Genomic DNA, 13616 nt, shown 5'->3' with positions numbered 1-13616 from the left:
AAGAAATTATCCTGCAGGGAGTCAGTCAGGAAGAATGGCGGGCCGGCATCACACCGGATATATTTAAACACGTTGCCTGGAATCTGCAGGAAGATCTGGAGATGTTTATGAGAGCATATCTGGACCGGATGACCGCAGATTTTGTCAACCTGTCCGTGGGCCTTCGGGCGCCTCAGATTTATGAGGAAACCGCCCCCTTTATTATGAAAGTCCCCCGGTCTTTTCTGTCAGCATTTACTGACTATCTGAACCGTATGTGTGAAATGGGGAAACTGTCCGAAGGGGATTTTACCGCGTCTGCCCTGGCAGTGTTTTCATCCCTTTTCGGGTACGCTTTTCTGAATGCTTCTTTTGGAAAAAAACTGACGGAAGTGGAAAAAGATGATTATATAAAAAGCAGTGTGCAGCTGTTTTTAAAGGGATTTGAAGTATAAAAAGGGCTGCTGCAAACGGAAATATAAAAAGGGGCCTGTGATGATTGAGTTTATGAGTTGTCTGCATCATCCTTTTGCTTCCACAAACCATTTTGGTTCTTCAAAATACAGATAGCTTTGTCTGCCGCCTATGCTTACGGTATACCGGATTCCCATGCCGCCGGCTTTCAGAGAGGCAGCCCGGCGGACATCCAGCACGCGGTTTATTTCATAGACTGTTCCGTCTTCCCATAAAAGAGACAGGGGGATTATCCTGCCTTCCGTATCGAATTTTGCCGTTACTTCAACAAATACTTTTCTTGCCATATGCACACCTCAGCAGTGATATTTTTCCGGAAACGGACGCAGTTTAATTTCTGCAGAAAGATCCGGGATGGATTATGTGGTCTTCTTTTGGATTTAAGGAGGAAAGCTGCCTGTCAGAAAGCAGAAGGCCTTTCTGTACGGAAAAATAACCGAAACGGTTTCGGATGGCGTCTATGGTATGCTCCAGTGTTTCCTGTTTCTGAATGGCTGCCGGTTCCGGTAACAGGGAAAGCTGTTCATTTTCCTTTCGTGACAGATTGCAGGCACGGACACTGAGGGAACGGACAGGTTTGCCTGATATGTGACTGTGCTTATACAGCTCAAAAGACTTTTGAAACAGTGATTTTGCAGTCCTGTTGGGGAAGGCAAGCCTGCCCTGTCGCTCATAACTGCATAATTCATTGTCCCGGACGCCGATCTGCACTGTGCTGCAGACAAAATCATGTTCACGCATTCGTGCCGATACGCTTTCGCACAGTACCATAAATGTGATGCGGATATCCTCATCGGTAATAAGGTCACGAGGGGCAGTAGTGCTGTTGCCGATGGATTTAATCAGAGGCTTTGCGGCAATATCTGACACAGGAGAGGTATCCAGCCCATTGGCAGATATCCACAGCATGACACCGTTTTGGCCAAGAATGCTGTGCAGGAAATCCCGGTCTGCCCGGGCAAGGTCTCCGATTGTCCGGATATCGTATTTTTGCAGTTTTTTTTCTGTTGCAGGTCCTGCAAAGAGCAGATCTCCCACAGGCAGGGGCCAGACAATTTCCCGGAAATCTTCTTTTGTGATAACTGTTGTGGCGTCCGGTTTTTTCATATCGCTGCCCAGCTTTGCGAATATTTTATTGTAGCTTACTCCAACTGAAACCGTGACGCCCAGTTCAGCTTTTATCCGTTTCCGTAGTTTATCTGCAATTGTTTTTCCATCGCCGAACAGATGAGTGCTTCCGGTAACATCCAGCCAGCATTCGTCGAGACCGTATGGCTCCGCCTGATCGGTGTATTCGCTGTAGATTTCTCTGGCAATCTGTGAATATTTCATATACAGCTCATAATGAGGCGGTACAAACAGAATGTCCGGGCATTTCTGCCTGGCCATCCACAGAGGGTCTCCCGTGGCAACACCGCAGGCTCTGGCAGCATAGTTTTTCGCCAGTACAATTCCATGTCTGGCCTCCGGGTCACCGGCAACTGCCACGGGTTTCCTGGCCAGCGAAGGATGATACAAACATTTCACGGAAGCATAAAAATTATTTAAATCTGAGTGTAAAATAACTCTTTCCATAAAAACCTCCCGGATAACACAGAACATGTGTTTTGTGCTGTTTATTATATACCGGACCGGGCGGCAATGCTACCGGTAATTAATGGGGATAAAACCAGCTGTATCCGTACACAGGGAATTACATGGCGTATTCTTTTTTATAACAGGACTTTACACCGGACAGGCATTTTGGTATAATATGGGCAGTTATAAAATATGAAGAAAAGAGATGACGGGAAATGATGGTTTTTATAATTGGAGGCGTAGTGCTGGTTGCAGTGATTGTTGCAGTGATATCTTCTGTGGCCGGAGCAGTAGCCGGAGTGGTAGATGAAGATACGGAAGATTAAAATTTCTGAATACTGCATACAGAAATGATGGGAATTATCGTTATGAAATAATGGTAATTCCTTTCTTTGTCTTATAGGATTAGGATGTCAAAAGGGTGCGTCGCACCCGCTCTATAGCATATATTGATGTGCAAATACATTTGCAATAACAATATATGCTATGAGCGTAGCACCAAAGGTGCTTTTGACACCCTAATCCTTATAGGAAAGACCTTGTCAGATTATGCGCTGCAGAGATGACATTTACCGCTGCGCAGTCCGCTTACACGCGGAACAGGAGAACGGATGTTGAAAGAGCATATTATAGACAGAATTCAGCCGGGCAGCATAGCAGAGGAACTGGGAATAGAGCCGGGAGACGTGCTGGTGTCCGTCAATGACCATGAAATAGAAGATGTATTTGACTATCATTATTATACCGATGAAGAATATCTCACTGCCATAATCCGCAAAAAGGACGGAGAAGAGTGGGAGCTGGAAATAGAAAAGGAATACGAGGAAGATCTGGGCATTGAGTTTGAAAACGGACTGATGGACGATTACAGATCCTGCTGTAATAAATGTATTTTCTGCTTTATTGACCAGATGCCGGAAGGGATGCGGGATACGCTGTATTTTAAGGATGATGATTCCCGCCTGTCCTTTCTTCAGGGGAATTATGTGACCCTTACCAATATGAAAGAGCATGATCTGGAGCGGATTATCGCCTATAAACTGGGGCCCATTAACATATCAGTACAAACCACCAGTCCAAAACTGCGCTGCAAAATGCTGAATAACCGTTTTGCAGGAGAAGCCTTAAAAAAAATAGACCGGCTGTATGAGGCGGGAATTCCCATGAATGGCCAGATTGTCCTCTGCAGGGGAGTGAATGACGGGAAGGAACTGGAAAGAACCATTACAGATCTGATGAAATATATGCCGGTGATGGAGAGCGTGTCGGTGGTTCCGGTGGGACTGAGCAGATACCGGGAAGGGCTGTATCCTCTTGAGCCTTTTACAAAACAGGATGCCAGGGAGGTGCTGGAGCTTATCCACCGCTGGCAGGAGATATGTTTTGAAAGACAGGGGCTGCATTTTATTCATGCCAGTGACGAGTGGTACCTGCTGGCAGAACAGGAGCTTCCGCAGGAAGACAGGTACGATGGCTATCTGCAGCTGGAAAATGGTGTGGGAATGCTGCGGCTGCTGCGGCAGGAGTTTGCAAAAGCCCTGGCAGAAGCCGGCAGAAAAAAGGGCATGAAAGAATCCCGGAAGACAGATAAAACAGAGAAAATCACCATTGCAACGGGAGTTCTTGCAGCTCCCATTCTGCAGGAACTGGCAGAATCCTTTCAGCAGATATTTCCGGAAAAAGAGATACAGGTCATCCCTGTTGTGAATCATTTTTTCGGAGAACGGATTACGGTTTCCGGACTTCTGACGGGACAGGACATAATTGCACAGTTAAAAGGCAGAGTTTCAGGCAGCAGACTGCTTCTGCCCTGCAATCTCCTGCGCAGCGGCGAAGAGGTGTTTCTGGACGACATTACGCTTTCTCATCTGGAAAATGCTTTACAAGTGAAGACAGATATTGTAAAATCAAGCGGACAGGATTTGGTGTCGTGTTTGATGAGAGAGTTAGGAGAGTGAAATGAGTAAACCAGTAGTTGCAGTAGTGGGACGGCCCAATGTGGGAAAATCCACGCTGTTTAATGCTCTGGCCGGAAAGCGTATTTCCATTGTGCAGGATACGCCGGGAGTGACCAGAGACAGGATTTATGCAGATGTTACATGGCTGAATACAGCGTTTACCCTGATTGACACAGGGGGGATTGAACCGGAAAGCCAGGATATTATACTGTCCCGGATGCGGGAACAGGCTCAGATTGCCATTGATACAGCAGATGTGATTCTTTTTATGACGGATGTGCGCCAGGGGCTGGTGGACGCGGATTCCAAAGTGGCCGATATGCTCAGACGTTCCAGGAAGCCGGTGGTACTGGTAGTGAACAAGGTGGACAGTTTTGAGAAGCTCATGCCCGATGTCTACGAGTTTTACAATCTGGGAATCGGAGACCCGGTACCTGTTTCAGCCGCTTCCAAACTGGGAATCGGAGATATGCTGGATGAAGTTGTAAAGCATTTTCCCAAAGAATCCCAGGATGAAATGGAGGACGACAGGCCCAGAGTTGCCATTGTAGGCAAGCCCAATGTGGGAAAATCCTCCCTGATTAACCGGCTGGTGGGAGAAGAACGGGTGATTGTATCGGACATTGCGGGAACCACCAGAGACGCCATAGATACGGAAGTTATCTGGCAGGACAGGGAGTATGTGTTTATTGATACGGCAGGTCTGAGAAGAAAAAGCAAAATCAAAGAAGAACTGGAGCGGTTCAGTATTATACGCGCGGTGACGGCTGTGGAACGTGCAGACGTGGTGGTAATCGTCATTGACGCCACAGAAGGCGTAACCGAGCAGGACGCAAAGATTGCAGGCATTGCCCACGAGCGCGGAAAAGGAATTATTATTGCAGTGAATAAGTGGGATGCTGTCGAGAAGGATGACAAAACCGTTTATAAGCATACGGAGCGGATTCGGGAAATCCTGAGTTTCATGCCCTATGCGGAAATTCTTTACATTTCAGCAAAAACGGGACAGCGCACCAGGAAGTTATTTCAGATGATTGATGTGGTACTGGAAAATAATTCCATGCGGGTGGCTACAGGCGTATTAAATGAAATCATGTCGGAAGCAGTGGCCATGCAGCAGCCCCCCTCGGATAAGGGCAAAAGGCTGAAACTGTTTTATATTACGCAGGTTGCGGTAAAACCGCCCACCTTTGTGATTTTTGTAAATGACAGAGAGCTGATGCATTTTTCCTATACCAGATATCTGGAAAACCGCATCCGGGATGCTTTCGGATTTCAGGGAACCTCGTTAAAATTTATTATTCGGGAAAGAAAGGATGGGTAGCATGGTTGTAAACAGGATAATCTGTCTGGCCATCGGTTATATTTTCGGCCTGTTTCAGACAGGATTTATTTACGGGAAACTGCATCATATTGATATCAGGGAATATGGCAGCGGAAATGCGGGAACCACCAATACCCTGCGGACGCTGGGCTGGAAAGCAGGTCTGGTTACCTTTCTGGGAGATGCAGGCAAGGCAATTCTGTCCATGCTGCTGGCCTGGATTCTGTTTCATGAAAAGTATCCGGGGCAGGTAAGCCTTCTGGAAATGTATGCGGGACTTGGAACGGTACTGGGACATAATTTTCCTTTTTACATGAAATTTAAAGGAGGAAAAGGCATTGCCTGTACGGCCGGATTTCTGATTACCTTTTATCCGCCTCTGGCAATTCTGTGCCTGCTGGTATTTGTGGTGACAGTTGCGGTAACAAGATATGTTTCCCTTGGCTCCATTCTGGTATCTGTCTGCTTTTATATACAGCTGATTGTATTCGGACAGATGGGATATCTGTGGGTGGATAAGGAACTGCTGCCGGAAACTTATGTGGTGGGAGCAGTTTTCACAGTTCTGGCAATCTGGCGCCACCGGGCCAATGTGAAGCGTCTGCTGACCGGAACAGAAAATAAATTTTCCATCAGCAGGTCAGGCAGCCTGAACAAAAGCAAATAAACTTCCGCACAGACGCAGGATAAAGGAAGACGAAGAATCTCGCACAGGCGGGATTCTTTTTTCTTCTACAGGAAATACCCTGTCATACTAATAAATGAAAGTACCGTTTTTAAGGAGGAACCGTAATGCTGGAACCGGGAACCATTCTGGAAAACCGATATGAAATACGAAAGATACTGGGAAACGGGGGCTCTTCCCGTGTTTATCTGGCATATGACAGGGAAACATGCAGGAATCGGGCAGTCAAGGAACTGGACAGGTTTTCGCATGGCCGGATACATACCATGGAACATGGGGAAGCAGATCTGATACGGAAGCTGCAGTATCCCTATTTTCCGGAAATTGAAGAAGTGATGGAGCGGGAAGGACGCTGCTATATCGTGATGGAATATCTGGAAGGAGAAACCCTGGCTCAGGTTCTGGAGCGTTTGGGCCCTCAGCCCTGGCAGCAGGTGGTTGTCTGGGCAAAAGATATGTGTCTGGTACTGGGGTATCTCCATCACTGTCAGCCCCCTGTAATTTACCGGGATATGAAGCCGGCCAATATTATGCTGCAGTCCGGCGGAAATCTGCGGCTTCTGGATTTTGGAGCAGCTCTGGAGCTGTCAGGGCAGGAAACAACGGTCAGCCTGGGAACCAGAGGTTATGCGGCGCCGGAACAGCTTGCCGGGGAATCCGTGGACGCCAGGACAGATATCTATGGCCTTGGGGCCACCATGTATCATCTGCTTACTGGCCGGGATCCCTGCAGGTTTCCCTGCGGGCAGTATTCTGTCCGCCGCTGGAACCCCAGACTGCCCCGGAAACTGGCCGGAATTGTCCGAAAATGTACCCGTTCCCGTCCAAAGGAGCGGTACAGTTCCTGCGAGGCGCTGCGGGAAGCGCTGGAGCGTATCTGAAAATCACCTGCAGCTATTTCCTGCGGACAGTCCGGAAGAATCCGGGAAGGGAACGACAGTTTTAAACATACAATGGAAATCTTTGCAAATAAGAGAAAGTTATGGTACAATAATCAGGTTAAAAACAGAACATGTGTATCAAAATTTTGAAATAAAGTAAGGAAGGAAAATAAAATGGCAGAGAATCAGGAATACGGTGCCGGGAATATTACCGTATTGGAGGGACTGGAAGCGGTAAGAAAAAGGCCGGGCATGTATATTGGAAGTGTGTCCCGCAAGGGCCTGAATCATTTGATTTACGAAATTGTAGACAATTCTGTGGATGAACATCTGGCAGGATTTTGCGATACCATATCTGTAACACTGGAGGCAGACGGCTCCTGTACCGTGGAGGACAATGGCCGGGGAATTCCCGTGGGAATGCATGAAAAAGGCATGTCTGCGGCGCGGCTGGTGTTTACCACCCTCCATGCAGGAGGAAAATTTGACAATGACGCCTATAAGACCAGCGGCGGTCTTCACGGCGTGGGTTCCTCCGTGGTGAATGCATTGTCCACATATCTGGACCTGGAAGTATATCTGGGAGGAAAAATATATCATGACAGATATGAGAGGGGAAATCCGGTTCTGGAGCTGGATCAGGGGATGCTGCCGGTGACCGGAAAAACCAAAAAGACGGGAACCAGAATTAATTTCCTGCCGGATCCGGAAATTTTTGAAAAAACTCGTTTCAAGGAAGAAGATGTGAAAAGCCGCCTGCATGAGACGGCTTACCTGAATCCCAGGCTGACCATTATTTATGAGGACAGGCGGGGAGAGGTCACAGAACATCTGGAATTTCATGAGGAAGAGGGAATCAGCGGTTTTGTGAAAGACCTGAACCGAAAAGCGGAAGCTGTCCATGACGTGGTGTATTTTAAAGGGGAAAATGAAGGGATTACAGTGGAGGCTGCCTTTCAGTACATCAATGAATTCCATGAAAATGTGCTGGGGTTCTGCAATAATATTTACAATGCGGAGGGCGGCACCCATCTGACGGGATTCAAAACCATATTTACCACGGTCATCAACAATTATGCCAGAGAACTGGGAATTTTGAAGGAAAAAGATTCCAACTTTACCGGAGCGGACGTGCGCAATGGCCTGACAGCGGTGATTTCCATCAAACACCCCAATCCCCGGTTTGAGGGCCAGACCAAGACAAAACTGGACAACCAGGATGCGGCCCGGGTCACCGGAAAAATAACCGGAGAGGAAATACAGCTTTATTTTGACAAAAATCTGGAAAACCTGAAAAAAGTCATTGCCTGTGCGGAAAAAGCAGCCAAAATCCGAAAGACAGAGGAAAAGGCGAAAACAAACCTGCTGACCAGACAGAAATTTTCCTTTGATTCCAACGGAAAACTGGCCAACTGTGAAAGCCGGGATGCTTCCATCTGCGAGATTTTTATTGTGGAGGGAGATTCTGCCGGAGGTTCTGCTAAAACTGCCAGGGATCGGAATTACCAGGCAATCCTGCCCATTCGGGGCAAGATTCTGAATGTGGAAAAGGCCAGTATCGACAAAGTGCTGGCCAATGCGGAAATCAAAACCATGATAAATGCCTTTGGCTGCGGTTTTTCTGAAGGCTATGGCAATGATTTCGATATTTCCAGGCTGCGCTACGACAAGATTATTATTATGGCGGATGCGGACGTGGACGGAGCCCATATTTCCACCCTGCTGCTGACTTTGTTTTACCGGTTTATGCCGGAGCTGATTTTTGAGGGACATATCTACATTGCCATGCCTCCGCTGTACAAGGCCATCCCTTCCAGAGGAGAGGAAGAATATCTGTATGATGATATTGCGCTGGAAAAATACAGAAAACGCCATAAAGGCCCCTTCACCCTACAGCGGTATAAAGGTCTTGGAGAGATGGATGCAGACCAGCTTTGGGAAACCACCCTGAATCCGGAAACCAGGATTCTGAAACGGGTGGAAATCGAAGACGCCCGAATGGCCTCGGATGTAACGGAAATGCTGATGGGAACAGAAGTTCCGCCCCGGCGGGAGTTTATACATGAACATGCCCATGATGCGGAGCTTGATATATAGGCAGATGGAAAAATATTGTTTCTGAAACTGACAGTCTGCTCAGTTTGCTGAACATCTGCAGAAAGGAATTACCATGCAGGAAAAGGAACAGATTATCCGAACGGAATATTCGGAATTAATGCAGAAATCATACATTGATTATGCCATGAGCGTGATTATTGCAAGGGCATTGCCGGATGTGCGGGACGGTCTGAAACCGGTACAGCGCAGAACGCTTTACGATATGCACGAACTGGGCATCCGGTACGACAGGCCCTACCGGAAATGTGCCCGCATTGTGGGAGATACCATGGGTAAATACCATCCTCATGGAGACAGCTCCATCTATGAAGCCCTTGTGGTAATGGCACAGGAATTTAAGAAAGGACTGCCTCTGGTGGACGGACACGGAAATTTCGGTTCCATTGAGGGGGACGGGGCAGCGGCCATGCGTTATACGGAGGCCCGTCTGCAGAAAATCACTCAGGAAGCCTATCTTGCGGATCTGGATAAGGATGTGGTGGATTTTGTGCCCAACTTTGATGAAACAGAAAAGGAGCCTTCCGTTCTTCCGGTAAAGGTACCCAATCTTCTGATAAACGGAGCGGAGGGAATTGCAGTGGGTATGGCTACCAGTATTCCGCCCCACAATTTTTCCGAAGTGATTGAAGGAGTAAAAGCCTTTATGAAAAATCCGGACATCACCGCAGCAGAACTGATGGAACACATCAAAGGGCCGGATTTTCCCACCGGAGGCATTGTGGTAAATCAGTCAGATCTTCTTAAGATTTATGAGACAGGAACAGGAAAAATAAAAATCCGCGGGAAAGTGGAAATCGAGCAGGTAAAAGGGGGCAGGCAGCGGCTGGTGATTACGGAAATCCCCTACACCATGGTGGGGGCCAATATCGGAAAATTCCTGATGGATGTGTATAATCTGGCAGAGAGCCGGAAAACCAGTGATATCGTGGACATTTCCAACCAGTCCTCCAAAGAGGGTATCCGTATTGTACTGGAGCTGAAAAAGGGAGCGGATGTGGAAAATCTCTGCAACATGCTCTATAAAAAAACAAGGCTGGAAGATACCTTTGGCGTCAATATGCTGGCAGTGGCAGAGGGACGTCCGGAAACCATGGGACTTGTGCCGATTCTCCGCCATCATGTGAATTTCCAGTATGAGCTGGCCACCAGAAAATACAAAACCCTTCTGGCCAGGGAACTGGAGAAAAAAGAGGTGCAGGAAGGATTAATCAAAGCCTGCGACGTTATCGACCTGATTATTGAAATCCTCCGGGGTTCCAAAAATATAAAAGATGCCAGAGACTGTCTCATGAACGGAAATACGGAGAAAATAAAATTCCGTTACAAAGGCTCTGAAGCAGATGCCAGACAGCTTTGTTTTACCGAGCGTCAGGCCAATGCCATTCTGGAAATGCGGCTGTATAAGTTAATCGGTCTGGAAATTGAAGCATTGATGAAAGAGCATGAAACCACCCTTTCCAATATAGCAAAATATGAGGAAATTCTCGGCAGCCGAACCGCCATGGCCAAAGTGATTATCAAAGAATTAAACCGGTTCCAGAAGGAATACGGACAGGCCCGCAAAACTGCCGTTGAAAATGCCGGAGAAGCAGTTTATGAGGAAAAGAAAGCGGAAGAACTTCCGGTGGTGGTCCTGATGGACCGTTTCGGTTATGTGAAAACAGTGGATGTGTCCACTTATGAGCGGAACAAAGAAGCGGCAGATGGAGAAAACAAATACATTATTTCCTGTATGAACACAGACAGGCTCTGTATTTTTACCGATAAGGGACAGGTGCACACCGTAAAAGTTCTGGATCTGCCTCACGGGAAGTTCCGGGACAAGGGGACGCCTCTGGATAATGTAAGCAATTATAACAGCAATGAGGAAGCAATGCTGTTAGTCAGCAGCCTGAGCGGCCTTAAGGGCCGGAAACTTCTGTTTGCCAGCAGCGGCGGAATGCTCAAGCAGGTCAGCGGAGAAGAATTTGACATATCCAGGCGTACTGCGGCAGCCACTAAATTAAATGAAGGAGAAAAACTTCTTCTGGTACAGATCCTGGCAGAGGAAGAAGAGGAAACCATTGTCATGCAGACAGAAAAAAACATGTTTCTGCGTTTTCTGGCTTCCGATGTGCCGGAGAAGAAAAAAGGCGCTGTCGGCGTCCGGGGCATGAAAATTGACGAAAAGGACAGTCTGGCAGCAGTGTACCTGCTGGGACAGGAAGAAAGTACCATTACTGTGAAAGAAAAAGAAATTGCACTGCACAGGCTCAGGCTGGCCAACCGGGACGGGAAAGGCGTGAAGAAATAGAAGAAAGGAATAACACTGGAAATTTCCCGGCAGGTATGATAGAATTTTAACGTTGGTACGAATCAGGCGTCAGAAAATACGCAGGTTCGGAAAGTGAAAAGAAAAACACAGGTGGGGACATGGAAAAAGAAACAGATGTTATAATTGTGGGTACAGGAGCAGCGGGGCTGTTCTGCGCACTGCAGCTGCCGGAGAGAAAAAAGGTAACAGTCATCACCAAGGATGAAGTGGAAAACAGCGATTCCTTTCTGGCCCAGGGCGGAATCTGTGTTCTGCGGTCAGAGGATGATTTTGACGGATACTTTGAAGATACCATGAAGGCAGGACATTACAAAAACAACAGAGATTCCGTGGCAATGATGATTCGCAGTTCCGGTGAAATCATTGATTTGCTGCTGAAATACGGGGTGGAATTTGAGCGCAGGAACGGAGAACTGGTATACACCAGAGAAGGAGGCCACTCCAGGCCCAGAATCCTGTTTCATGAGGATATTACCGGTAAGGAAATTACCGGGAAACTTCTGGCCCAGGCGAAAAGCCGCGGAAATATTACGATTTACGAGCATACGGAAATGATAGACCTGCTCTGTAAAAATAATATTTGTTATGGTATAGCAGCAGTGGACAGCCAGGGAGAGATTCTGCCGGTCCGGGCAGAGCATACGGTGCTGGCCTGCGGCGGTATTGGCGGACTCTATCGCCATTCCACAAATTTTGCCCACCTGACCGGAGATGGGATTGCCCTTGCTCTGCGTCATAAAGTACAGCTTCAGGATGTGAATTTTGTACAGATACATCCCACCACTTTATATTCGGAAAAGCCAGGCAGGAGATTTCTTATTTCCGAGTCTGTCCGGGGAGAAGGAGCGGTTCTTTATAATGCAAAAATGGAGCGGTTTGTGGACGAGCTTCTGCCAAGAGACGTGGTGACAGCGGAGATTGAAAAACAGATGAAGGCAGATGGAAAACCTTATGTATGGCTGTCCATGGAGCATATTGCAAAAGAAGATATTTTAAGCCATTTTCCCAACATTTACCGGAGATGTCTGGAGGAAGGGTATGATGTGACAAAAGAGTGCATTCCGGTGGTACCGGGACAGCATTATTTTATGGGAGGCATTCAGTCGGATCTGGAAGGCAGAACATCCATGAAAGGTCTGTACGCAGTGGGTGAGACAAGCTGCAACGGTGTGCATGGAGCCAACCGGCTGGCCAGCAATTCCCTTCTGGAGAGTCTGGTATTCGCAAGACGGGCCGCTCTTGATATTGGTTTGGGGGAAATACCGGACGGTTCCGAAAACAGGGAAACAGGACATATGCTTAAAAAGGTTTCCGCAGCTCAGGAACCGGAAGAATGCCTGTTTCAGCCGGAAAATTACAGGGACATGAAAAAGCTGCGGCAGGAAAACAGAGAACTGGTGCAGAAAGAAATAGAGAGGATGAGAAAAGAATATGAACAACAGCATAACCATGAAATTAAATGCGGATGAACTGATTTTACAGGCGCTGAGAGAGGACATTTCCAGTGAGGATGTAACCACCAATGCTGTGATGCGGGGACCTCAGAAAGGAGAAGCACAGTTAATCTGCAAGCAGGATGGAGTGCTTGCCGGGCTGTTTGTATTCCGGCGTGTATTTGAACTGCTGGACGAAACAGTTTCTGTGGCATTCCATTTTACAGACGGTGACAGAGTGAAAAAGGGAGATTTGATTGGAACAGTAACAGGCGATATCAGGGCCATTCTGTCGGGCGAGCGGACAGCGTTGAACTTTCTGCAGCGTATGAGCGGAATTGCCACTTATACAAATTCCATTGCTTCTCTTCTGGAGGGGAGTAAGGTGAAGCTGCTGGATACCAGAAAAACCACCCCAAACATGCGTATTTTTGAAAAATATTCCGTTAAAATCGGAGGCGGTTATAACCACCGTTATAATCTTTCTGACGGAGTTCTGTTAAAAGATAACCATATCGGAGCTGCAGGAGGCGTAAAAGAGGCAATTCAGATGGCAAAAGAGTACGCGCCTTTTGTACGCAAAATTGAGATTGAATGTGAGACTCTGGAAATGGTACAGGAAGCTGTGGAAGCAGGAGCAGATATTATTATGCTGGATAACATGACTGTGGAGGAAATGCAGAAAGCCATTGCTGCAATTGACAAAAGAGCAGAGATAGAATGTTCCGGAAATGTGACCAGAGAAAACATTGAGCATTATATCTCTCTCGGCGTAGATTATATTTCCAGCGGAGCGCTGACCCATTCCGCGCCTGTTATGGATATTTCTCTGAAAAATCTTCATACGGTATAAACAGAGAGATAATCCGGAA

11 protein-coding genes are annotated in these 13616 nt (G+C 47.3%); 9 read left to right on the top strand and 2 right to left on the bottom strand.

The features are described 5' to 3' along the window. Positions 1-107 precede the first annotated feature (107 nt). Entirely contained in the window at positions 108-434 is a 327-nt protein-coding gene (locus C805_RS0105740; protein ID WP_016215195.1) for a TetR/AcrR family transcriptional regulator C-terminal domain-containing protein, read from the top strand. Positions 435-500: 66 nt separating this feature from the next. On the opposite strand, the gene C805_RS17155 is transcribed toward C805_RS0105740, so the two are convergent. Together C805_RS17155 and C805_RS17150 are read right to left on the bottom strand one after the other, a co-directional pair. Next, positions 501-740: a hypothetical protein gene (locus C805_RS17155; protein WP_016215194.1), complete on the bottom strand. Its 240-nt coding sequence runs from the start codon at positions 738-740 to the stop codon at positions 501-503. 43 nt (positions 741-783) lie between these two features. After that, positions 784-2028, bottom strand: coding sequence for a DNA polymerase Y family protein (locus tag C805_RS17150; protein ID WP_016215193.1), 1245 nt, complete (start codon positions 2026-2028; stop codon positions 784-786). A 614-nt stretch (positions 2029-2642) separates the two neighbouring features. On the opposite strand from C805_RS17150, the gene C805_RS17145 reads away from it, so the two are divergent. From C805_RS17145 to nadC, 8 genes are all read left to right on the top strand, one after another. After that, positions 2643-3989, top strand: coding sequence for a DUF512 domain-containing protein (locus C805_RS17145; RefSeq protein ID WP_016215191.1), 1347 nt, complete (start codon positions 2643-2645; stop codon positions 3987-3989). Between the two features lies 1 nt (position 3990). Next, a complete protein-coding gene (gene der / locus C805_RS17140) occupies positions 3991-5313 on the top strand; it encodes a ribosome biogenesis GTPase Der (protein ID WP_016215190.1) in 1323 nt (440 codons plus the stop codon). Between the two features lies 1 nt (position 5314). Beyond that, entirely contained in the window at positions 5315-5980 is a 666-nt protein-coding gene (gene plsY, locus C805_RS17135; RefSeq protein WP_016215189.1) for a glycerol-3-phosphate 1-O-acyltransferase PlsY, read from the top strand. Positions 5981-6105: 125 nt separating this feature from the next. Next, positions 6106-6879, top strand: coding sequence for a serine/threonine protein kinase (locus tag C805_RS17130; RefSeq protein WP_016215188.1), 774 nt, complete (start codon positions 6106-6108; stop codon positions 6877-6879). 174 nt (positions 6880-7053) lie between these two features. Next, on the top strand, positions 7054-8976 hold the full coding sequence (locus tag C805_RS17125) for a DNA gyrase/topoisomerase IV subunit B (RefSeq protein ID WP_016215187.1): 1923 nt from the start codon (positions 7054-7056) through the stop codon (positions 8974-8976). 73 nt (positions 8977-9049) lie between these two features. Then, the gene (locus tag C805_RS17120) at positions 9050-11290 is read left to right on the top strand and encodes a DNA gyrase/topoisomerase IV subunit A (protein WP_016215186.1); all 2241 of its coding nucleotides are present in this window, start codon (positions 9050-9052) and stop codon (positions 11288-11290) included. A gap of 119 nt (positions 11291-11409) precedes the next feature. Beyond that, a complete protein-coding gene (locus tag C805_RS17115) occupies positions 11410-12780 on the top strand; it encodes an L-aspartate oxidase (protein ID WP_016215185.1) in 1371 nt (456 codons plus the stop codon). Beyond that, positions 12743-13597 (top strand): carboxylating nicotinate-nucleotide diphosphorylase, encoded by an 855-nt coding sequence (gene nadC, locus C805_RS17110; RefSeq protein WP_016215184.1) that lies wholly within the window; start codon positions 12743-12745, stop codon positions 13595-13597. The genes C805_RS17115 and nadC overlap by 38 nt, the downstream gene beginning before the upstream one ends. Positions 13598-13616: the final 19 nt, after the last annotated feature.

Source organism: Eubacterium sp. 14-2, assembly GCF_000403845.2.
In the GTDB taxonomy this organism is placed as follows: Bacteria; Bacillota; Clostridia; order Lachnospirales; family Lachnospiraceae; genus Petralouisia.
This window is presented reverse-complemented; position numbering and strand designations above follow the sequence as displayed.